Source organism: Embleya sp. NPDC050154 (assembly GCF_044460165.1).
Classification (GTDB): Bacteria; Actinomycetota; Actinomycetes; order Streptomycetales; family Streptomycetaceae; genus Embleya.
On record NZ_JBITJP010000002.1, the window covers coordinates 1 to 21,259 of the forward strand.

A 21,259-nucleotide genomic window follows, 5' to 3' on the forward strand; every position below is an offset into this window, starting at 1 on the left:
CGGACGCTTCCTTTGGTGCGGAGTCAACCGCGCCCTCCGGGCGTTTAACGTTCAAGGTGTTTCAGTTTTTCGTGTTTCGCTTTCGCGTTTCCAGCCTAGCACACCGTTTCGGCGGCTTCGCTTTCCTCGCTTTCGGCTTCCACCGCGTTTCCGCGTTTTCCGCCTCCCGGACTCTAGCAGATCTTCCGACCCGCTTTTCGTCCGCTGCTTCGTGCTTTCGGCCTTCGAAACTCTCGTTTCCCCGGCTTCCGGCTCTTCGAGCTTAGCAGCCCTTCCGGCCTGCTTCGCCCACCGCTTCGGGCATCGGGAATTCACATTCTCCGAGGCATTTGGCGGCGTCCGCAGACTTTAGCGGAGCGCATTCCCGATCGCCTAATCGGTGATCATGGATTTGCTCGCCTCCCGGGCGGACTTCGCAACAGTACACGGCCGGGCCCGGAGCTCCAAATCGCTCCGGGCCCGGCCGCTCGTACCGCCCCTGCGGGCTCAGTCGAGGATCAACGCCCCTTCCCCGTCACGGGGTTCGGGCCCGGCACCGTGTTCGGTCCCGCCTCGGTCACCGGCGGCGTGGTCGTGACCTTGCCGTCGTGTGTGAAGCCGATGCCCTTGAGGGTGGGCAATGCGCGCCCGTCGCCGGTGAGCTCCACCTTGTATTGCAGGAAACGCGATGCGGTCCCAATGGTGTCGCCCGGTCGGGACAGGTCCTTCCATGCGGTCCAGCTCGCGTCCGGAACCGCCGTCGTCCCGGTCCGCACCGATACCCGCAGCGTCGTGCCCTTGGGAATCTCGGCCTGCCAATCACCGGCCAGCCACGTCACCATCCGGCCGGCGTCCAAGGCCTTCGACACATACGTGCCGGTCGGGGCCTTGTCCAGGGTGAGAGCGTCCGGACGGTCACCGCTCACCGCTCCCCCGGAGACGGTGCCGTTGGTGAAGTCGAACGCGCCCGTCTCGGCGACACCCGGCCTGGGCATCACCAGACGCGCGGTGTCCTTCTTCCTACCGCTGCCGCCCGTCCAGGTTCCCTCGTTCCCGGCCGCGTCGACGCCCGCGAGGCGGAACGCGTACGTGCTGCCTGCGCCGAGGTGGCCGAGCTTGGCGTGGTGCTCGGTGGTGGACTGCTTCCGGTCCGCATATACCGGTCGGACCGAGTTCGGGTTGTCGCCCAGAAGGACCGAGGTGGTCGTGGGCTTGTCCGTCTTCCAGGTCAGGTCGGCGCTGCCGTCGGGCCAGGTCTTGACCGAGACGTCGCTGATCACCGGCGCCTTGCGGTCGGCCTTGGGCGTGCGGAACTCCGCGGGCTTCGCGTTCGGGGCGGGCCAGACCGTGCGCTCGCCCTTCACGTTCTCCGAGGTGAGTCGGTAGTAATAGGTGGTGTCGGGCTTGAGCGCGCCCAGGGCGACCTTGTGCTCGCCTGCGGTCTCCACGCTCTTGTGGGTGATCGGCATCTGGTCCGGCTTGGTGCCGAGCTGCATCTCCGTGGTGGAGGGCACGTCGGTCTTCCAGGTCAGCGTGCCCGAGCCGTCGGCGGCCGGGGCCGCCTTGGCCTCGGCGATCAGCGGCGCCACCGCGTTGGCGTAGGTCGCCGTGTACGCGCCGGAGGTCCCGTCGAAGACGGCGTACTCGATGCCCTTGACGGTGGTCTTTTGGAAGGTGACCGCAGAGCCGCCTCGGGACAGGCCCGTGAGGGTCGTGCCGCCCGAGCCGGTGGTCGGCAACATCGTCATCAGGTTCGTCGCGGCCGCGTTCTGGTTGACCGTGAAGGTGACCGTGTTGCCGACCCGGTTGAGGCCGGTGATGGTGGACGCGTTCCGGGCGTCGGTCCAGTCCAGCAATTGTTTGGCGGAGACGATCGGGACGTTCTTCGCCTTGGCCGACGCGATCAGGGCCTGTTCGATGTCGAGCTGGCCCACGTTGCCGACCCCGCCGTTGGCGTTCGCCGAGTCCGTGTGGTTGTTCATCACGAACGCGCCGTAGAAGCCGTCGTTGTTGGCACCGTTGACGAGCTGGTCGAACGTGTCCGGGTAGACCTGTTGGAATTCGTCGTTGATCTGGGTGGTGCCCTGGTAGATGTCGATCATCTGACCGCTCGGGTCGGTGAATCGCATCGGGAAGCCGGAACCGGTGAAGAATCCGGGGCTCGCCTTCATGAGCGGCCCGCCCCACGTGTTCTTCCAGTAATCCGGCATGTAGTAGTAGTTCGTGTCGAGCCGGATTCCCTTGGCCCGGGCGATCGAGGCGTTCGAACTCCAGTCGGGCCAGGTCAGACAGTGCGTCCGGTTGGTGGTGGGCTTCAGCGGGGCGTAGCGGGTGAAGTCGTCGAGGCTGTTCTCGTACACCGCGCCGAGTCCGGCGTTGATGTCCGTCTGGGAGGCGCCGGCGCGAAGCTGCGGGCAGCTGCCGTTCTGGTCGACGTGTCGGGCGATCTCGAAGCCCTGTGCGGTCCAGTTCTGGACGTCGGACACCGACGGCGCCTGGGTGCCCTGTGGTCCCGGGCCCCAGACGTAGATGGTGCCGCGCATGCACTTCCAGTTCCGTACTGCGGCGTCACGCAGTGCGGCGATCGGGCTCGAGCAGGCCGGGTCGGAGCTGTTGTTGTTGTAGCGGGTGACCCTGCCCTGCATGTCGCTGAGGTTCTGGCCGTGGTTGTCGCCGGTGGAGACCATCACGACCTTGAGCAGGTCGGGTGCCGCGGTGGCGGCGTTGCCGGGCAGGTACCAGGTCCTCGGGATCGGGGCCTTGGCCCGGTTGCCGAGTTCGATCAGGTTGGCGAACAGGCGCTGCTGCTCGTCGGCCTGCGGGATCTGGACCCGGCTGAGGTCGATCCAGTCCGGGTAGAACATGTCGTCGGCGCGCATCAGCGGGCCGCCGCTGTCGGAGAAGTTGTCGTTCTCGACGCCGGCCTGGGCCGGGTTGCCCTGGCGGGTCTGCACGATCGAGCGGGCCAGGTCGTAGGTGAACGCGGACGCGGTGCCACTGCCCACCGGGCGGGTGGTGACGGCGGGGCCGAGCGGGGTGGTGCCGGTGCGGGTGTACAGGTCCGCGACTCGGACCGTGCCGGCGCCGCCGGGGACCGTCCAGACGTCGGCGGGCCCGTGGTACTGCATGCTCTGCTGGCTGTAGATGCCGGCGCCGGCGGCGGTGCCGCTGTCCACCTTCATGTACTGGTTGGCCTGGAAGCCGCCGGAGGTACCGAGGCCGAGCAGGCCGGCCAGGGCGGCGCGCGGGTGCATCGCGATCAGGTTGCCGCCGCCGTTGACCCAGGTGGTGAGGTCGGTGACCAGTTGTGCCGAGGGGGCGAAGTCGCCGAGGACGACGGTGGTGTAACCGCCGAGCACCGCGGCGTTGACCGCGCTCGCGTCCTTGACCGCGAACGAGTTGAGTCCCTCGCTGCGCAGGATCTCGGTGTAGTAGCAACTGAACGGGTTCGAGTCGGCCTTGATCACCAGGATGGGGCCGGTGTTGGGCGCGTCGCACGGTGGTGTGGGCGGGGCCTGGCCGGTGGTGAAGGTCCAGGTCGTGTCCGGCATCGCGTTGTCGGACTGGTCCTTGACGCCGCTCACGGTGAGTGTGTACGGCGTGCCGTAGGCGAGTTCGGCGTCCGGTTTGAGGGTGAGCTGGGTCGGCGTGGTCGGGTTGTCGAGTTCGAGTTCGGCGGGTACGGCCGTGCCGTTGCGCTTGAGGACGAAGCTCAGGCCGGTGGGCTTGAGCGGTTCGCTGAACGTCACCGAGGGTTGCACGCCGGAGAGCACGCCGTTGGCGTTCGGCATCGGCGACTGGCCGGTGACCGCGGGGGCGACGGTGTCCTCGGCGTTGGTGCTGAAGACGACGTCCACCCAGTAGTTGCTGCCGTTCCAGCTGTCCGTGGGGTAGATGCTGCCCGCGTTGTACTTGTAGACGCCGTTGCCGCCGTCGACGCCGTCGGCCAGGGCCGTGATCAGCGAGTTGCCGACGGGTTGGGAGAACGAGCCGGTGTTGGCGGGATAGTTGCCGTTGGGCGCGAAGTAGGACGCGACGTAGGTGACGCCCGCGTGCACGGTGATCGGGGTGGGCAGGTCGACGGTCTGCCAACCGCTCCCGGTGCGGCTGACGTTGGGCACGGTGGCCAGGCGGGTCTGGGTGTTCTTGTCCCACAGGCTGACCGCGTACGGGCCGGTGCTGCCGGTGAGCTTCCAGAACTTGATCGACTTGATCTGGCCGTCGGTGGTGGTGCGGAACTTGACGCCGACCTCGACGCTGTTGTTGTCGGTCTGGTTCGGCGTGTTCGGGCTGACCGGGCCGGTCCAGATGTTGGTCTCCACGGACTGGCTGGCGCCGGTGCCGGTGGTGAACGACCAGGACTTGGTGGCCATGGTGTTGCCGGCGGCGTCCTTGGCGCCGGTCACCGTGACGGTGTGGCCCGTGGACACGGCCAGTGGCGCGGAGGGCTGGAACGTCGCCGTGTTGCCGCTGTACGTCGCGGTGCCGGCGACGGCCGGGCCGCCGGTCTGGTTGACCGCCCACTGGATGGTGGCGGGCTGTACGGGCTCGTTGAAGGTCACCGACAGCGGCGCGGCGGTGGCCACTCCGGTGGCGTTCGCGGCGGGGGTGGTCTGGGTGACCGTGGGCGGTGTGGTGTCGGCGCCGGGGACGAAGGAAACGTCCACCCAGTAGTTGCCGGCCTGGTAGGAGTCGGTCGGCATGCCGCCGCCGGGGTTGTAGGTGTAGACGCCGTTGCCTTGGTTGCCGTTGCTGGCGGGGGCGACGAGTTGTTCGACGGTGCGGTCCGACGCGAAGTAGTTGTCGGTGACCGTGTAGCGGCCGACCGGTGCCACGTAGGAGGCGATGTAGGTGTGTCCGGCGGTGACCGGCACGGGAGTTGTGAAGGTCGCGGTCTGCCAGCCGGACGCGGATTCCGCGATGAAGGTCACCGAGGTCGCGGTGCCGGTGGCGGTGTCCCAGATCCGGCCGGTGTGGGTGCCGGTGTTGCCGGCGTCCTTCCAGAACTTGATCTCGGTGATGGTGCCGTTGCTGTTGGGCTTGAAGCGCACGCCCAGTTCGACGGCCACCGCGTCGGTGTCGGTCACGGCGCCGTTCGGGGTGGCGCCGGCGAACAGCGAGCACGGACTGCATGGCGCGGCCTGGGCCGCGGTGATCGGTGCGAACAGGGTGAACAGCAACGCACCGATCGCGGCGAACGCGATGCTCGTCCACGTTCCTCTGCGTTGTCGGTGACCCGATCTGGTTCTGGCGCGGGCAGCCTTCATCGAGTTGGTGCTCCTCAATGGCATGACGGTCGGTTCGTGGTTCGGGGCGGGCGGCGCGGGGAGTCCGGGCCGCCGCGCTCGCCCCCGGGGCCGGGGGGGGGGGGGGGGGGGGGGGGGCGCGGCGCGGGGGGGGGGGGGGGGGGGGGGGGGGGGGGGGGGTGGTGGGGGCCCGCGGGGCCCGCCCGGGGGGCGGCCGGCGGGGGGAGGGGGGCCGCCGGCGGCCGGCTTCCGGGGTGTGCCCGGTCGATGGTGGTGACTCGATCGGGTTCGGTGCCGGGTACCGGGCTTTCGGTGTCCGGGCTTTCGGTGTCCGGGCTTTCGATGTCCGGGCTTTCGATGTCCGGGTGTTCGGTGTTGCCGCGACCGGCTGCCGCGGCTAGTTGGTGGTGAAGACGACGTCCACCCAGTAGTTGCTGTCGTTCCATGTGTCGGTCGGGAACCCGCTGGCGCCGTAGGCGTACACGCCGTTGCCGCCGACGGTGCCGGACGCGGCGGCCTTGACGGGTCCGGTGCCGGCGGCCGCGGTCAACCCGCCGTCCGTGGAGGAGTACCGGCCCACCGGGGCGAAGTACGAGGCCACGTAAGTGGTGTTGGCCGCGATGACGACCGGTTGGGTGAAGTTCACCTGTTGCCATCCGGAGGCTGTCTCACTGCCGAAGACCGCGCTGGTGAGGAGGGTGCCCGTGCCGGACCAGATCGTTCCGGTGTGCGTGCCGGTGTTGCCGGCGCCCTTGTAGAACCGCAGTCCGGTGACCTTGCCCGGGACCGTGCTGCTGAACTTGACGCCGAGTTCGATGCCGGTGGTGTCGCTGTCCTGGAGCACGGCGGGCGTCGCGGTGGCGGGCCAGATCGTGCAGGACGGGTTGCAGGTGGGCGGCGGCGTGCTGCCCGCCGTGGTGAAGGACCACGTCTTGGCGGCCATCGTGGTGCCCTCGGCGGTTTGCGCGCCGGTGAGGGACACCGTGTACGTCGTGCCGGCGGCCAGGTCGACGGTCGGGTCGAAGGCCGCGACCCTGGTCGCGGCGTTGTAGCTCGCGGTGCCGGCGACGGTGCTGTTGTCCGCCTTGGTGACCGACCACACGATCGTCGCGGGCTGGACCGCGAGGTCGAAGGTCGCGGTGATGTTGCCGCCGACCGGGGCGAGCGTCGCCCCGCTCACCGGGGCGGTCGCGGTGACCACCGGCGCGGGGTTGGTCGGCGTGGTGTTCGAGGTGGTGAACACCGGGTCGACCCAGAAATTGCTGTCGTTCCAGGTCGAGGTCGGGAATCCGGTGCCGTAGCGGTAGACGCCGTTGCCGCCGGACGTGTTGCTCGCCGGTGCGGTGAGCGGGCCGCGGATGTGCGCGTTGGTCAGGCCGCCCTGGTCGGCGGAGTATCTGCCGTTGGGCGCCTGGTACGACGCGACATAGGTGGTTCCGGCGGTGACCGGCACGGGCTGGGCGAATGTCACCTGTTGCCATCCGGACGCGGTTTCGCCGGTGAACGGCGCGGTGGCCAGGAGGCTGCCGGACGCGGACCACAGGGTCCCGGTGTGTGTGCCGGTGTTCTCGGCGTTCTTCCAGAACCGGATGCCGTTGATGAAACCGGCCCGGTCGGCCTGGAATTTGACGCCCAGTTCGGTGGCGGCGGTGTCCGGATCCGGGCCGGACGAGGGCTGGTCGGTCGGCGTCCACAGCGTGCATGGGCAGTTCACCGGTTGTGGTGGCCCGCCGAGGGTGACCGTGACGCCCGCGGACGGGATCTCGGTCCGCGCGCTGTCGTCGGTGGCCCGGGTCTTGATGGTGATCGAGCCGCCGGCGCCGGTGGTGAATACGTAGGTCCAGTTCTCCCGGCCGGTGGTGGCCGGGTGCCAGGTGGCGCCGTTGTCCACCGAGACCTCGACGCCGCCGACCTTGCCGCCGGTGTCGGTCGCGGTGCCGGTGATCGTCACGTTGGAATTGGCGGGCAGGCTGCCGCCGTTGGTCGGCGCGGTGATGATCGAGGTGGGCCGGGTGGTGTCGGTGCTCGCCGTGGCCGCGACCATGCCGGCCATCAGCGTGCCGGGCTGCACGCCCATGTCGGCGAACAGGTTGATGGTGGCCTGCTGCATCGCGGTGTCGACGGTGCCGTTGGCGCCGACCCGGTACACGTCCAGACCCCAGGCCCACTGGATGGTGCCCGCGCCGAAGACGAGCGCGCCGCTGGGTGCGCGGTAGAGCGTCAGGCTGTGCGTCGAGCTGCCGTCGGCGTAGGTCGAACCCTGGTCCTGGATCACGGACATGCCGGACTTGACCGTGGTCGAGAGCCGGATCAGTCCCGCGGGCCGGGAGCCGTTGTCCAGATCGGAGTCCCATTCGTAGCCGAGGGTTCCGCTTCCGAGTGTGGTTTGTGCGGTGAGGCCGAGGGTGGCGAGGCGGGTGTTCCGCCACAGGCGAAGGCGGCCGTCGGCGCCGTTGGCGTTCATGTCGGTCGTACAGCAGTTGACCGTGAAGATGGTGCCGCTGAGGCTGTTCTCCGGTCGGCCGCCGTCACCGGGCGGTGAGAACCGCGGGTCGCGCCAGGTGCCCGTCCACATGGCCGGGCCGAGCGGGTCGATCGACTCGTTGGCGTGGGTGTCCTTGTACGAGACCAGGTTGCGGTGATCGGGGCCGTTGCCGTTGATCCCGCCGTTCTCCCAACGGGTCTTCCAGAAGATCTCGTTGCCGGAGAAGAAGGCGAGGTTGACCCCCGCGTCGCGGGCCGCCTCGACGTTGGCGCGTTGGGTGCCGGACCAGTACTCGTCGTGTCCCACCGACAGGAAGACCTTGTGGTTCTTGATCAGTTGGCCGCGTCGGTCGCTGTCCACGCCGGTCGTGTAGGTGACGTCGTAGCCGTTGCGTTCCAGAAAGCGCAGCATCGCGAACTCGGCGTTGAACAGCGAGTCCCCGGGATTGTCCGCACGGGTGGTGAAGGGTCGGTTGTAACTGACCTTGTACGCCCGGCCCACCGGCTGCCCGGTGTAGAGGTCGTTGCCGCCGTAGGCGTTGTACGCCTGCCAGGTGGTGTCGGATGCCTGCATGAACATCGCCGAGTGCGACGCGTCGTTGCGGACCACGAACGGGATGTGGCTCGCGCCCGATGAGCCGTCGGTACGCGTGGGTTTGGCGATGTAGTAGCCGGATACCGCGTCCGCGGGTACGTTCCAGGACGCGGAGTCGGTCCAGTTGGAGCAGTCGATCAGCCCGGTCACCAGGTTGTCGGTGTCGCAGCCGGACTGTTGCCGCGGCGTGACCGCCGAAGCCGGGATCGTGTAGACCTTGCGAGCGCCGTTGCCGTTGTACCAACCGAGTCGGTAGATGTCGATGCGGTAGGAGCTTGCGGACGTGTCGATCTTGAACTTGATCTGGCCACCGGCGTTGACGCTGATGTCGGTGGAGAAGCCTTGAATGGCGTTGCTGCCGGCACCGCTGATGTCCCATTCGGTCCGCGGGTTGCCGGTCTTGGTGTTCTCGCAGGCAACCGCGTTCGCAACGGGTGCGTCACACGGCCCCGCGGCGGCCTCGGGTGTATTCGGAGCCGCGACGGTCAGCGCGAGCAGTAAAGCGAACAATGTCGGAATCGTCGCTCTGCGCAGCCGTGGTCTGGGCAATTTCATGAGTGTCCCCCACCCGGTATCGGTGCCCGGGGCGGTGTCCCGGGTCCGAGATAGGGGAAAGTGTGGCGCACGTTCCGGCCTGTTGTCCGGGTTTTGCCCTCTCGTGAAGCGGGCCGTGGGTACAGTGCGGGAACCGGGGGCGGGTCGGCCTCGGATCGGACTTGGGGGAGTTCGAAACACAGGCCCTGGCGGGGATGGTTCCGCACGATGGTCCGGGGGGACTTTGTGAAGGTAGTGATCACCGGCGGTGCCGGTTTCATCGGCTCGAATCTGGCCGCCGCGTTGCAGGACCACGACGTCGTGCGCGACGTGCACGTGGTCGACGACCTTTCCACGGGGTCGCTCGCGAGTCTGGACGGCTTGAAGGTGACGTTCCATCAGGGGTCGATCCTGGAGCCGGAGTTGCTCGATCGCGCGTTCGCCGGCGCGGACGCGGTGGTGCACCTGGCGGCGCTGCCGTCGGTGCCGCGCTCGGTGGAGGCGCCGCTGGCCAGCCATCACGCCAACGCGACCGGCACCCTGGAGGTGCTCGAGGCGGCACGGCGGGCGGGCAACATCCATGTGGTGGCCGCGTCCTCGTCGTCGGTGTACGGCGCGAATCGCGAGTTGCCCAAGCGCGAGGACATGCGCACCGCGCCGCTGAGTCCGTACGCGGTCAGCAAGTTGGCCACCGAGTCGTATCTGATCGCCTACGGCAACTGCTACGACCTGCCGGTGCTGCCGTTCCGCTTCTTCAACGTGTTCGGGCCCGGTCAGCCGGCCGATCACGCCTACGCGGCGGTGATTCCCCGGTTCGTGGACGCGGCGTTGGCCGGTCGACCGCTGTCCGTGCAGGGCGACGGCGAACAGACGCGCGACTTCACCAACATCGGCAGCGTATGCGCCGTGCTCATCGACGCGGTGTTGCGCCGGGTGGTCTCCGACATCCCGGTCAACCTGGCGTTCGGTTCGCGGACTTCGCTGAACGCGCTGATCGCCCTGTTGACGGAGGTGCTCGGGCATCCGGTGGAGGTCGAGCACGCGCCGCCTCGGCCGGGCGACGTGCGGGACTCGCAGGCGGACGGGTCGCGGCTGCGCGCGTTGTTCCCGACCGCGGAGCCGGTCGAACTGCGCGAGGGACTCGCGCAGACGGTCGCGTGGTTCCGGTCGCGGCTCAACTGAGCCGGTCCGCGGCCTCGCGCGGGCGCAGCGGGCGGGCCGGCGAGCCCACCACGGTCGTGCCCGCCGGTACGTCGCGCGTGACCACGGCGCCCGCGCCGACGAAGGCGCCGGGGCCGACGGTCAGCCCTTGCAGGACCACGGCATTGCTGCCGACGGTGGCGTCCTCGCCCAGGTGCACGTTGCCGGAGATGTTCGCGCCCGGGTACACGGTGCTGCGCGCGTCCAGTACGGCGTCGTGTCCGATGGTGGCGTTGTAGTGGACCTGCGCGTGCGGGCCCAGGGTGACGCTGCTGGAGACGTGCGCGTTGGCCTGGATCAGACAGCCGGCGGCGATCGCGGTCTCCGGCGAGATGACCGCGCGCGGGTGTACGAGGGTGACCGCGTGCAGGCCGCGTTCGTCGAGCAGGCGGGTGAGTCGGGCGCGCGCGTCGGGTGCGGCGATGCCGACCAGGTAGTCGCCGGCGTCGACGTCGGTCGGGCGCAGCACCGGCAGGCCGCGCACCTTCTCGCCGGCTCGGGCGTCGTCGAGGAAAGCGGTGACGGTGAGCGTGGCGGCGATCGCGGCGTCGAGGGCTTCGCGGCCGACGCCGCCGGCCCCGCAGATGTAGAGCGGCATGGGGACATCCTGGCATCGCCGGGCGGCCGGGATGGGGTGCCTGCGCACGCGGGCGCGGTACGGGTGGTCCGGATCCTCGAGCGGAAGCGGATTGTGCTGTGAGTACTGACCGGGAAGGCGATCATCGGGTCCGGGGTTCGGCGCGGTATCTGTCCCGATTGGACCTGTTGGGCACGGCCGTGGTCGCGGCGACCGCGATGTGGGCGTTGGCGGCGGCGGCGAATCGGGCCGGTGAGCCGGAGGCGTATCTGTTCGCGCTGTTGGCCGCGGTCGGGGGCTATGTGCTGGGGCGGGTGCTGGGCGCGCGTTCCGCGTTATTGGCGCCGGCGCTGGTGGCCGGCGGGGTGACGGCGCTGCTGGTGTTGTGGCCCGGCGCGTTGAGCGGTGATGCCACGGCGCCGCCGTTGGAGTACGGGAACGCCGACGGCGCGTTGGTGGCGCAGGCGGTGGGCGCCGCGTGTCTGGCCGCGCTGGTCGTCGCATCCGATCGGCGGCGGGGCGAAATCCTGGTTTTGGCCGGGTTGTTGGTACTCGCGGCCTTCGCGACGCGGTCGGTGGCGGCGGCGGTCGGCGCGTTGGCCGTGCTGCTGACCGCGTTGATGTCGGCGGTGGTGTATCGCAAGGGCACGGTCGTGGTGGTGTCGGCGGTGTGTGTGCTCGGAGTGGCTTTGGGCACTGTGGTGCTGGGGGTGCTCGGCAGCCGCACGGGCGGCCTGGAGGGTGCCGCCGAGGCGGGTCTGACCGAGCGTCGGGTGCAACTGTGGTCCGACGCCGTGGACCTGACGAAGAGTTACCCGCTGCGCGGGACCGGTCCGGGCATGTTCGTGACGAACAGTCCGACCGCGAGCGCGGACGCGGATGCGCGGTCGGCGCATTCGCTGTGGCTGCGCCAAGGCGCCGAGCAGGGGGTGCCGGGAGCACTGTGTCTGGTCGCGCTGGTGGGGTGGATGTACGTCCGGTTGTGGCGTTCGCCGCAGCCGGTCGCGGTGGTCGTGGTGGGCACGGCGACGTTCACGGCGTTCGTGGTGCAGGCTTCGATGGACTATGTGGCCGAATTTCCGGTGGTGTTGGTGGCGGTCGGGCTGTTGGCCGGGGCGGCGACGGCGAGTCCGGATCCGGAATTGCGGGCGCGCTTGGAGCGTGGGGTGTTGTAGCGGGGACGTGGAGCGGGGTTGCGCGGCACAGTTGCGGGGCGGGGTTGCGGGGGCGCCGGGGTGGCATCTTCGGGCGCAATAGGGTTCTTGAGCCGATTTGCCCTGCTTGCCCAGGTATACGCCCACTCGTGCGAGCGAAACCTCAGATGATGCTCAGATCCGTGTCGCGCGAGCGACTCCGCGTCTATTTTGTGGAATCGCCGCAACACGGGCGCACATATTTCCCAGGCAAGGGGAATGTCACGTCGATTCGCAGGTTTGTCGATCCGCGTGCAGGATTGCCGGAATCCCGTTTCGAGTTCGTTGCGGGATTTTCCAGAGAATGAGGAAAGCGGGACGGGCGGTCCGGGGGGCCGCTGCCGCGCAGGTGTGAACGAGCCCTGGGCATCTCGCCGTATATGCAGGTCACAGCCCTTTCACCAGGTGGACATGGGCCCGGTCGACCATGAGGTCGATGCGGTTGGCCGACGTCCTTCCCTACCCCCGAAACGGTGACGGATGCTTCCGGAAAGCCCTTTCCCGAATTTCGCCTCAGGCCTTTCGAATACGCTGCGCGACTGCTTCAATGCTCACTGATCTCCAGGTGGCCTCGGTATCACCTGTTCTTCGGGAGGGCACGATCAGCAGCACAACGGCCGCGAATCCATTCGGCACGGACTTCTGGAGCGGCAACCGGGGCATCGCCTGGCTGGCTCTGCTCGAACTCGTGGTCCTTGTCGTGGTGTTGCTGCGGGTGCTCGCCCGCCGGGCGGGGCCGCGTGGGTTGTTCCGCGGGTTGTGGCAACAGGTCGTGGTGACGGGGCGGGCGTTCGCCGCACCGTTCGTCGCCTGGCGACGGGATCGACGCGGGGTGGCCACGCTGACCCGGTACCTGGGTACGCCCGAGACGTTCGATCTCACGACGCGCGCGGTGGCGCGGGCGCGGTCGGCGGGCGTCGAGCCCTGGGCCGTGGTCCTGGCGGACGAGCGGGTGTCGGTGCGGCTCACCGCCGCCAAGTCCCCCGAGGTGACGGGGCCTTGGGCGGCGGACCCGGAGGATCCCCTGCTGTGGTCGACCTCGGTGGCCGAACTGGGCGCGACGGCACCGGATTCGGCGGCACCGGGTTCGGGAGTACCGGATTCGGCGGCCTCGGACGCGGAGGCTGCGCTGCCGGTCGTGGTCGGGTTGCTGGACTCGGGTGTCGTGCTGCTGGACCTGTCGGCGGTGGCGCCGGTGGTCGCGGTAACCGGGGATTCGGCCGCCGGACGTGACCTGGGGCACGCGCTGACCGCGCAACTGGCGCGGCGGTTGCCGGCGGGTTCGGTCGGGGTGGCTCGGGGTGTACATCCGGGCTTCGCGGGCCGTACGCCGGGCGAGTTGTGCGCCGATCCCGGGGTGCGGGTCATGGTCTGCGCGGAGCCCGAACTCGAACCCGAACTCGAGGACGAGCTCGCGGCGTTCACCCGGGGCCGGACGCGGCGGATGCTCGTGCTCGGGGACGTGCGCGGGCGCCGCCTGACACTGCGGCCGGACGCGTTCGGGGTCCTGCCCTCTGCGGACGGCCTGGGCCCGGTCGAGACGGCGGGCCTGGCCCGCGCGGTCGCGCGAGTGGTCCGCTCCGGACACCTGACCCCCTCGGAACCGCTCCCTCCGAGCCCGACGCCACCGAACCCGGCTGCGGCTCTGCCGGGGGCGACCCTGTCGGGGGCGGGCGGGGCGGGCGGCGGCGGGGCGAACGGGTCGGCTGCCCCTGCGAGGAACGCACGGACCTCGATCCCGGGGGCAGGCGCGAGGCCGGAGGTGGCAACTGCCTGCGTGGGGAATGAGCACGGCTCGCCCGGGAGTGCACGGGCGGCAGGAGCGTCGGCTGCCGGCTCGCCGAACGCGCTAGGCTCGGCTGTCGCAGAGGTGGTCGGTACAACTACGGCTGCGGCTACCGCTCCCGCTACGAGTACGGCAACCACGCGTGCTTCGGCCCCCGGCGGGGCGAGCGCGCGAGCCACACCCGAGCGCGCGGCCGGCGCGGACGGCGCGGCGCGCACGGGCAGCACGGCGGGAGCGGGCGACTCGCCCGTGGGCGTCACGAACCGGGGGAATTCGGCCGCGAACGCATCTGCTGCGGACCTCTCGGCCGGCGGTCCGGCGAACGCGCGCGGCTCGGCAGCGGGTGGGCCTCCCGTGTCCCGCGGACCGGGCGTCCCCGATGGATCCGTCTCGGCGGGGGCTGCCACGGCGTCCGGACCGCGCAGCGCCCGGGCGGGCAGGTCCGGCGGGTCGACCGGCACCGTGACCGGATCCGACGCCGCTCCGGCCGCCGCGTCGGGGCCTATACCGGCATCCGGGTCCGGGTCGGCGTCGGCGTCAACCGCATCCGCCGCGTCCCAAGCCGGAGTTCCGAGCCCGCCCCGGTCCGGTGCCGCGACCTCGCCCACCACACCCGCTCCCGAGTCCACCCGGCAGGCGGCCGTACCCGCTCCCGCGCCCACCGGCCCCACGGCACCGACAATCACGGCACCGACACCCTCGGGATCCGCGTCCCCGGGATCCGCGTCCCCAGGATCCGCACCCTCGGCTCCGCCCACCCCTCCTCGCCGATCGCCGGCGTTCGCCTCCGCACGCCACACCCAGACTCCGACCGATAACATCCCCGCTCCCCGAACCGACCCGCCCCGCTCCGCCGCCCCGGCGACCCCGGCGGCCCCGGCGGCCCCGACCACCCACCCGGCGGAGACAGCAGGCGCGGCAGGCCGGCCCGGCGCAGCGAACATCGCCGACCCGACGGATGGGCCTGATCCGACCGACCAACCTCCGCCGACCCACCCGGCTGCGGATCCCGCGGACCCGGCCGACTCGGCGCGCGCGCCTCACTCGGGCGACCCGGCTCCACCAACCGAACCGCCCACCCCCACACTCCCGCCCACCCCGGCCGACCCCGCCCACGCCGCCGACCCGGCGGAGCCGGCAGGCCCGGCCGACCCCATCAAGCCCAGCACCCCGCCCATCCGCACCGAGCCACCCGCCACCACTCCCCCACGCGACCCGGTCGACTCCGCCCCCACCGCCGACCCGACCGACCCGACCACGCCCGTCGCCCAGCCCATCTCGACCACCCCGACCACCCCGACCACCCCGACCACCCAGTCCATCCCGCCGGACCCCGCCGACCCACCCCACCCCGCAGTTCCCGCCCATCCCGACCCGGAGCACGTCCCCGGCCGGGGTGAGCGGTTGTGACCGCCGTCCGCGTTCCCCTGGAGGCGATCGCATGCGACTGACCATCACCGTTTCCGAGCCCGCGCGGAGTCGGCGGGACTCGATCGTGATCGAGGCGGATTCCGGGACCACCGTCGGCGAACTCCTCGAACACCTCGCCGACACACATGACCTGGGCGCGCCCGGTGTGCCCTGTCGTCTGGCCGACACCGTGCTCGACCACGACGCCGTGTTGTCGGTGTGCGGCATCCGTGAGGGCAGCGAACTCACCCTCGGCCCGGTCTCCGCCGACCCGATCGACGCGCGCCCCGACCCGCCGCTCGTCGAGGTGCATCTCGCGGCGGGCCCGGGTGCGGGGCGGATCTGGCCGCTGCCGATGGGCACTTACGACATCGGCGCGGATCCCTGGTGTGCGATCCGGATCGACGAGCCCGGCGTGCCGGCGCACGGGATCCGGGTCACCGTCGGGCCGTCCGGCGCGGTCCGGGTCGCGGTGCCGCCCGGCAGCGAGATTCGGCTCGGGCGGGTGTACCGGGCCAAGGAGGACACACCCGCGCGGCCGATCGACCCGAAGGACCGGGAGTTCGCCGACGAGCCGCCGCCGGATCCCGAGCAGCCGATCGTCGGCGAGGTCGAGTGGGAACTCGGGCTGGGCCTGACCGTGGGTCCGGTATTGCTGCGCACCGCCGCGCCGTTCGACGCGGGCGCGGACATCGTGCCGTCGGCGGACGGCGCCGGGCTGGACTTCAACCGGCCGCCGCGGATCGTCGAGCCGGTCAAGGGCGGGCGGTTCCGGATCCCGACCCGGCCGCGCGGCAACTTCAGGCAGCCGTTCCCGATGTTGATCACGCTCGCGCCGATGTTGCTCGGCCTGGTCATGGTCAAGATCTTCCATTCGTACTTCTTCCTGATCTTCGCGATCTTCAGCCCGATCATGGCGCTGGCCAACTGGATCTCCTCGCGGCGCAGCGGGCGCAAGCAGTTCGTCAAGGACCTGGCCGCGTACCGGATCCGCAAGGCCGAGGTGCTCGCGGATGTCGCGGCGAGCACCGAGGTGGAACGGCGGGGGCGGGTCGACGCGATCCCGGATCCGTCGGTGACCGGGCTGTTCGCGACCGGGCCGGGGCAACGGCTGTGGGAGCGGCGGCGGGTGGACCCGGACCATCTCGTGTTGCGGGTGGGCACCTCGGCGCACACGTCGCTCAACGAGGTCGAGGATTCCGATTCGGAGTCGCTGGATCGGCGCGCGCATTGGACCGTGCCGGATGTGCCCACGGCGGTGGATCTCCCCCAGCAGGGTGTGCTCGGGGTGGCGGGGCCGAACGGGCCCGCGCTGCGGATGGCGGGTTGGCTGGTCGCGCAGGCGGCGATCATGCACAGCCCCCGGGACGTGCAGGTACGGCTGTTGACCGGGGCGGCCGGTGCCGACGCGTGGGGGTGGTTGGCCTGGTTGCCGCACGCGCGCGGCACGGTGCGCGGCGGGCCCGAGGTGTTGATCGGCGGTGATCCGGAGACGATCGCGGCTCGTGTCGCCGAGTTGGTCCAGGTGGTGCGCGCGCGCAAGGCCGCGGCCGAGACGTTGTTGCGCAACGCGGTGTTCGCCGAGCCGGATGTGGTGCTGGTGGTGGACGGCGCGCGCCGGTTGCGCGAGATCCCGGGCATGACACAGGTGTTGCAGGAGGGCCCGCAGGTGCGGGTGTTCTCGATCTGTGTGGATTCCGAGGAGCGCTTCCTGCCCCAGGAGTGCACGGCGGTGATCGGTGTGGACGACGCGTCGGCGGCGCGCGGGCCGGTGGCCACGGTGCGCCGGCACGGCGCGCCGACCGTGACCGAGGTACGGCCGGACCTGCCGACCGTCGGGTGGTGCGACGCGATCGCCCGGGCGCTGGCGCCGGTGCGCGATGTCACCTCACCGGACGAGGGCGCGTTGCCGGATCGGGTGTTGTTGCCGCGGTTGTTGGCGCTGGATCCGCCCGACCCGGCCGTGATCGGCGAGCGGTGGCGGCGCCGGCCCGCGTCGACCCGGGTGGCGCTCGGCGTCGGCTACGACGGGCCGGTCTCCTTCGACCTGGTCCTGGACGGTCCGCACGCGCTGATCGCGGGCACCACCGGGTCCGGCAAGTCGGAGCTGTTGCAGTCGTTCGTGGCCGCGCTGGCGGCGGCGAACCGCCCGGACGAGCTGACCTTCGTGTTGGTGGACTACAAGGGCGGCAGCGCGTTCAAGGACTGCGTCGAACTCCCGCACACGCTCGGCATGGTCACCGACTTGGACGCCCAGCTCGTACACCGTGCGATGGCCTCGCTCGGTGCCGAACTCACGCGCCGCGAGTTGTTGTTGGCGATGGTCGGCGCGAAGGACCACGCGGAGTACCGGGGAAAGCGGCTGCGCGACGCGCAGTTGCCCGCGCTGCCTCGACTGCTGCTGATCGTGGACGAGTTCGCGACGCTGGTGCGCGAGGTGCCGGACTTCATCCCGGGTCTGGTCGGCATCGCCCAGCGTGGGCGTTCGCTGGGCATCCACATGGTGCTCGCCACGCAGCGTCCGGCCGGGGTGATCACGGCCGACATCCGGGCCAACACCAACTTGCGGATCGCGTTGCGGGTGACCGACGCCGGCGAGAGCTCGGACGTGATCGACACCAAGGACGCGGTGGCCATCTCCTCGGCCACCCCGGGCCGGGCGTTGGCGCGGACCTCGCATCACACGGTGATCCCGTTCCAGACCGCGTACGCGGGCACCGAGCGGGTGGACACCAAGGCCGCCCCGGAGCCGGTCCGCCCGCTCCCGGTCGCGCCGGAGGTGGTCCGACCGCAGACCTCGGTGTTGTCCTGGAGCCGGTTGGGTCGCCCGCGTCCGCCCGCCGCCGAGCCGGAGGTGGAGCCGCAACCGCAGGTGGGCGATGCCGAGCCGACCACCGACCTCAAGGAGTTGGTCACCGCGATCTCTGCCGCGGCCGCGGTGCTCCCGGACTTCACCAAGCCGCCGAGTCCGTGGTTGGATCCGCTGCCGCATCGGGTGTTGCCGCACGAGTTGCCCGAACCCGCGCCCGCCGCCGATCCGGCGCCGGGTGCGCTGGAGCCGGTCGCGTGGGCGATGGAGGACGTGCCGCATCTGCAGGCGCGCAAGGCGGTGTTGCTGGATCCGAGCACGTTCGGCCACCTGTTCGTGGTGGGCGCGCCGCGTACCGGGCGCAGCCAACTGTTGCGCACGATGGCGGCGGCGCTGGCCAAGAGGCACTCCTGCGGGGTCGTGCACATCCAGGCGATCGACGCGGGTGGTGGCGCGCTGGCCGCGCTGGCGGACTTGCCGCACTGCGGCACGGTGGTGCCGCGCAACGACCTGAGTCGGATCGACCGGCTGATCTCGCGGCTCGGCGAGGAGCTGAGCGTGCGTCAGGAGCTGTTGTCCCGACACGCGTGCGCAAGCCTGACCGAGTTGCGGGCGGGCGACGCGCAGGGGTGTCCGGCGCATGTGTTCCTGTTGATCGACGGGTGGGATCCGCTGGCGCCGACGTTGTACGAGTACGACGACGGTCGGGTGATGAACGAGGTGGTGCGGTTGTTGCGCGAGGGCGCGGCGGCGGGCATCCACCTGGTGATGACCTCGGAACGGGCTTTGATCAACGGGCGGTTGTCCTCGGTCAACGACGACATGGTGCTGTTGCGGTTGGCCGATCGGGCCGAGTACTCGGGGGCGGGCGTGCCGCGTACCGCGATCCCCGGTTCGATGCCTCCCGGGCGGATCCTGGTGTCGGGGTCGTGGACCGAGGCGCAGGTGTGCCTGTTGGCTCCGGGCGAGAGCGGGCGCGAGCAGGTCGAGGCGCTGCGTCGGATCGCGGCGGACGCGCGCGAGCGGGACAAGGCGGTGGACGCGGCGCGCCGGCCGTTCGAGTTGGCCGCATTGCCCACCTCGATCACTTTTGCCGAGGCGTACGAGGCGGTGACGCCGGCCCAACGGCGGCCGTTGTGGGCGCTGTTGGGGATCGGTGGGGACGCGGTGGGCGCGGTGGGCGCGGATTTCGGGGACGCGCAGCACACGTTCGCGGTGGTCGGGCCGCCCGGCAGTGGGCGCAGCAACACGCTCGCCACGATGGCGGTGTCGCTGTTGGCGAGCGGGACCCGGGTGGTGGCGATCACGCCGCGAGATTCGCCGCTGCGGCTGTTGCGCGCGCACCCGTTGGTCACGTTGGTCGAGGGCGCGGACTCGGACGGCTCGCGGACCACGGCCGCGGTCGAGGACCTGGCCGGTCCGGCGGTGGTGTTGATCGACGACGCGGATCTGTTGTCGGAGATGGGCTCGATGGTCGGGTACGCGCTGCGCGAGGTGATCGGTTCGGGTCGCGACCGGGGCGTCGGGTTGGCGTACGCGGCCACCGCCGAGACGTTGTTGCAGTCGCTCAGCGGGTGGTTGGGCGATGTCCGGCGCAACCGGCAGGGCATCCTGCTGTCGCCGCAGTTGGGTGGGGAGGGTGATCTGATCGGCGCACGACTGCCCACCGAGCGGGTCCGTCAGCCGTTGCGGATCGGGCATGCCTGGGTCCGGGACCGCAAAGGCTTTTTGGCTCCGGTGCTCGTGCCCGAGACGCACCTGCGCCCCACCGCCGAGTGACGGCGATGGGGCGCGGTGCGGATGGTCACGCGGTTCCCGGGGGCCCCGCGGGGAATCGGGAATTCCGGGTCGGGTCAGGCGTTGTGCGGAGCCGGCGGCGGGACGTCCTCGCCGTCCAGGCTCCGCAAATTGTTCACGACGACCTGGAAGGTGTCGCTGAACTGCTTGATCGAAACCATCGCCTTGTCGAGCGAGTTGGTCAGCTCGTCATAGGACTGGGTCATCTGCGGGCTGGTCTTCCGCAGATAAAGGCCACCGTCTGGGTTCAGCAACGTCGTCACGGTGGTTCGCAGACTCTTCAATGCCGTCTGCGTGTTGGCCGCGCTTTGCACCATGTCGTCGGAGACCAGTTGGACCTCCGCGATATTGACGTCGACATCCGTGCCCAAGGGAGTGGTCATGTCAATCCGTTCCGAGGTGGAGGGGTGATGTGTCGGGGGTGATCGATGTACTCAAGCCGACTTCTGGAGAGCCGCCTTCATGGATTCGTCGAGCTTCCGCGCCGCCTCGACAATCTTGTCGAATTGACCGGAGAATGTGCCGATCGTAAATATTGCCTTTTCCAGGTCCGTGCTCAGCGTCTTGTATTTGGTGTTGAGTTCCTCACTGCTGAGCTTGAGCCACAGGCCGGAACCGGGCTTGAGCAATCCGTCGACCTTTCCCTGGAGTCGGCGGATTTCCAGGACGGCCGCCTCGGATACCCGGGTCATTTCGAGCTGGGCGGTCCGCACCTGGTCGTAGGTGATCTTGAAGTCGCTGGGCATGGAAACTCCTTCGCCGGCGTGTGGTGACGCGTTCGAAACAATCCGCGGGCGCTACATCTCGCGGCGCCCGCCACCGATAGGCGGCCGGTGCGCCGGCGGGTCCTTGACGACCTTGGTCCACTCGGCCTTCGGGTCGTTGACGTTCGGGGTGGTGTAGACCGTCGTGCCGTCCTTGTCGGTGACCGTCTTGGTGCCCCGACCCGAGCCGTCGACCGTGACCTTTTCCGTGGTCACCGAGCCGTCGCGGCCGGTGGTGACGGTGTCGTAGGCCCCACCTGCGCCGTACGTGGTGCGCTCGGTGTAGGTGCTGCCGTGGTCGGTGATGGTCACCGTCTGCTCGGTGACGTTGTAGTTCGCGTCGACCTTGACCGTGACCTCGGTCGTGACGCCGTTCTTGTCGGTGCTGGTGTAGTGCAGGGGCGGTTCGGCGCTCGGTTGCGGGGGGGCCGTCTCGCCTTCCTTGGGCTTTCCGTCCGGGTGGGTCTTGAGCCATTCCTCCCAGGTCTTCTTCTGTTCCAGCCAGCGATTCAGTGGATTACGTCCCGGTGTCGCGGCGAATTGCGCCGCGACGCCGTCGTCCCATGCCTCCGCACCGTCCGCGACATAGCCGAGGAGTTTGGAAAGCGCCTCCAGGCCGTCGACGGCCTTGCCCATCGGAAACGACCAGGCCGTGTAGAAGGAACCGAGTGGAGCGGCCACTCCACCGATGTCCTTCGCCGGAACCGTACCGTGCTGCCCGGGTACTCCGGAACCATGGGTACGGAACTTCGACGCATCGTCCCGGAAGGTATTGGCGAGCAGTGTCAACGCGCTCGCCATTTTGCGAAGCTCGGTGTAATCCAGGGAGATATCGGGCAAAGGGAACTCCATTCGACGGCTCTGCGCGAGCTCTGCGGTCCGAAC

General features: G+C 70.1%; 10 protein-coding genes. 4 read left to right on the forward strand and 6 right to left on the reverse strand.

Annotated features, from left to right (window positions below; all coding sequences use genetic code 11):
• Positions 1-497: 497 nt before the first annotated feature.
• Positions 498-5,246, reverse strand: coding sequence for a DUF4082 domain-containing protein (locus ACIBSV_RS03880; protein WP_395859340.1), 4,749 nt, complete (start codon positions 5,244-5,246; stop codon positions 498-500).
• Positions 5,247-5,622: 376 nt separating this feature from the next.
• Positions 5,623-8,814 carry a DUF4082 domain-containing protein gene (locus ACIBSV_RS03885; protein WP_395859341.1) on the reverse strand — a complete coding sequence of 1,064 codons (3,192 nt, stop codon included), beginning with the start codon at positions 8,812-8,814 and terminating at the stop codon, positions 5,623-5,625.
• A gap of 270 nt (positions 8,815-9,084) precedes the next feature.
• Here ACIBSV_RS03885 and ACIBSV_RS03890 point away from each other — a divergent pair, with 270 nt between their 5' ends.
• Positions 9,085-10,020: an NAD-dependent epimerase/dehydratase family protein gene (locus ACIBSV_RS03890; RefSeq protein WP_395859342.1), complete on the forward strand. Its 936-nt coding sequence runs from the start codon at positions 9,085-9,087 to the stop codon at positions 10,018-10,020.
• On the opposite strand, the gene ACIBSV_RS03895 is transcribed toward ACIBSV_RS03890, so the two are convergent.
• Entirely contained in the window at positions 10,013-10,636 is a 624-nt protein-coding gene (locus ACIBSV_RS03895) for an acetyltransferase (RefSeq protein ID WP_395859343.1), read from the reverse strand. The two genes, ACIBSV_RS03890 and ACIBSV_RS03895, sit on opposite strands and share 8 nt — an antisense overlap.
• Positions 10,637-10,734: 98 nt before the next feature.
• Between ACIBSV_RS03895 and ACIBSV_RS03900 the strand changes: the two genes are divergently transcribed.
• The 3 genes from ACIBSV_RS03900 (at position 10,735) to ACIBSV_RS03910 (ending at position 19,592) form a co-directional block, all read left to right on the forward strand.
• Complete coding sequence (locus ACIBSV_RS03900; RefSeq protein WP_395859344.1) at positions 10,735-11,790, forward strand: O-antigen ligase family protein; 1,056 nt, start codon at positions 10,735-10,737, stop codon at positions 11,788-11,790.
• A gap of 565 nt (positions 11,791-12,355) precedes the next feature.
• Positions 12,356-15,004, forward strand: coding sequence for a hypothetical protein (locus ACIBSV_RS03905; RefSeq protein ID WP_395859345.1), 2,649 nt, complete (start codon positions 12,356-12,358; stop codon positions 15,002-15,004).
• A 31-nt stretch (positions 15,005-15,035) separates the two neighbouring features.
• Positions 15,036-19,592, forward strand: coding sequence for an FtsK/SpoIIIE domain-containing protein (locus ACIBSV_RS03910; protein ID WP_395859346.1), 4,557 nt, complete (start codon positions 15,036-15,038; stop codon positions 19,590-19,592).
• A gap of 74 nt (positions 19,593-19,666) precedes the next feature.
• Here ACIBSV_RS03910 and ACIBSV_RS03915 read toward each other — a convergent pair whose 3' ends face one another.
• Genes ACIBSV_RS03915 through ACIBSV_RS03925 form a run of 3 tightly spaced genes read right to left on the reverse strand, consistent with a single transcriptional unit; the run spans position 19,667 to position 21,214 of the window.
• Positions 19,667-19,993 carry a hypothetical protein gene (locus ACIBSV_RS03915; protein WP_395859347.1) on the reverse strand — a complete coding sequence of 109 codons (327 nt, stop codon included), beginning with the start codon at positions 19,991-19,993 and terminating at the stop codon, positions 19,667-19,669.
• A gap of 51 nt (positions 19,994-20,044) precedes the next feature.
• A complete protein-coding gene (locus ACIBSV_RS03920; RefSeq protein ID WP_395859348.1) occupies positions 20,045-20,356 on the reverse strand; it encodes a hypothetical protein in 312 nt (103 codons plus the stop codon).
• 51 nt (positions 20,357-20,407) lie between these two features.
• Complete coding sequence (locus tag ACIBSV_RS03925) at positions 20,408-21,214, reverse strand: hypothetical protein (RefSeq protein ID WP_395859349.1); 807 nt, start codon at positions 21,212-21,214, stop codon at positions 20,408-20,410.
• Positions 21,215-21,259 lie beyond the last annotated feature (45 nt).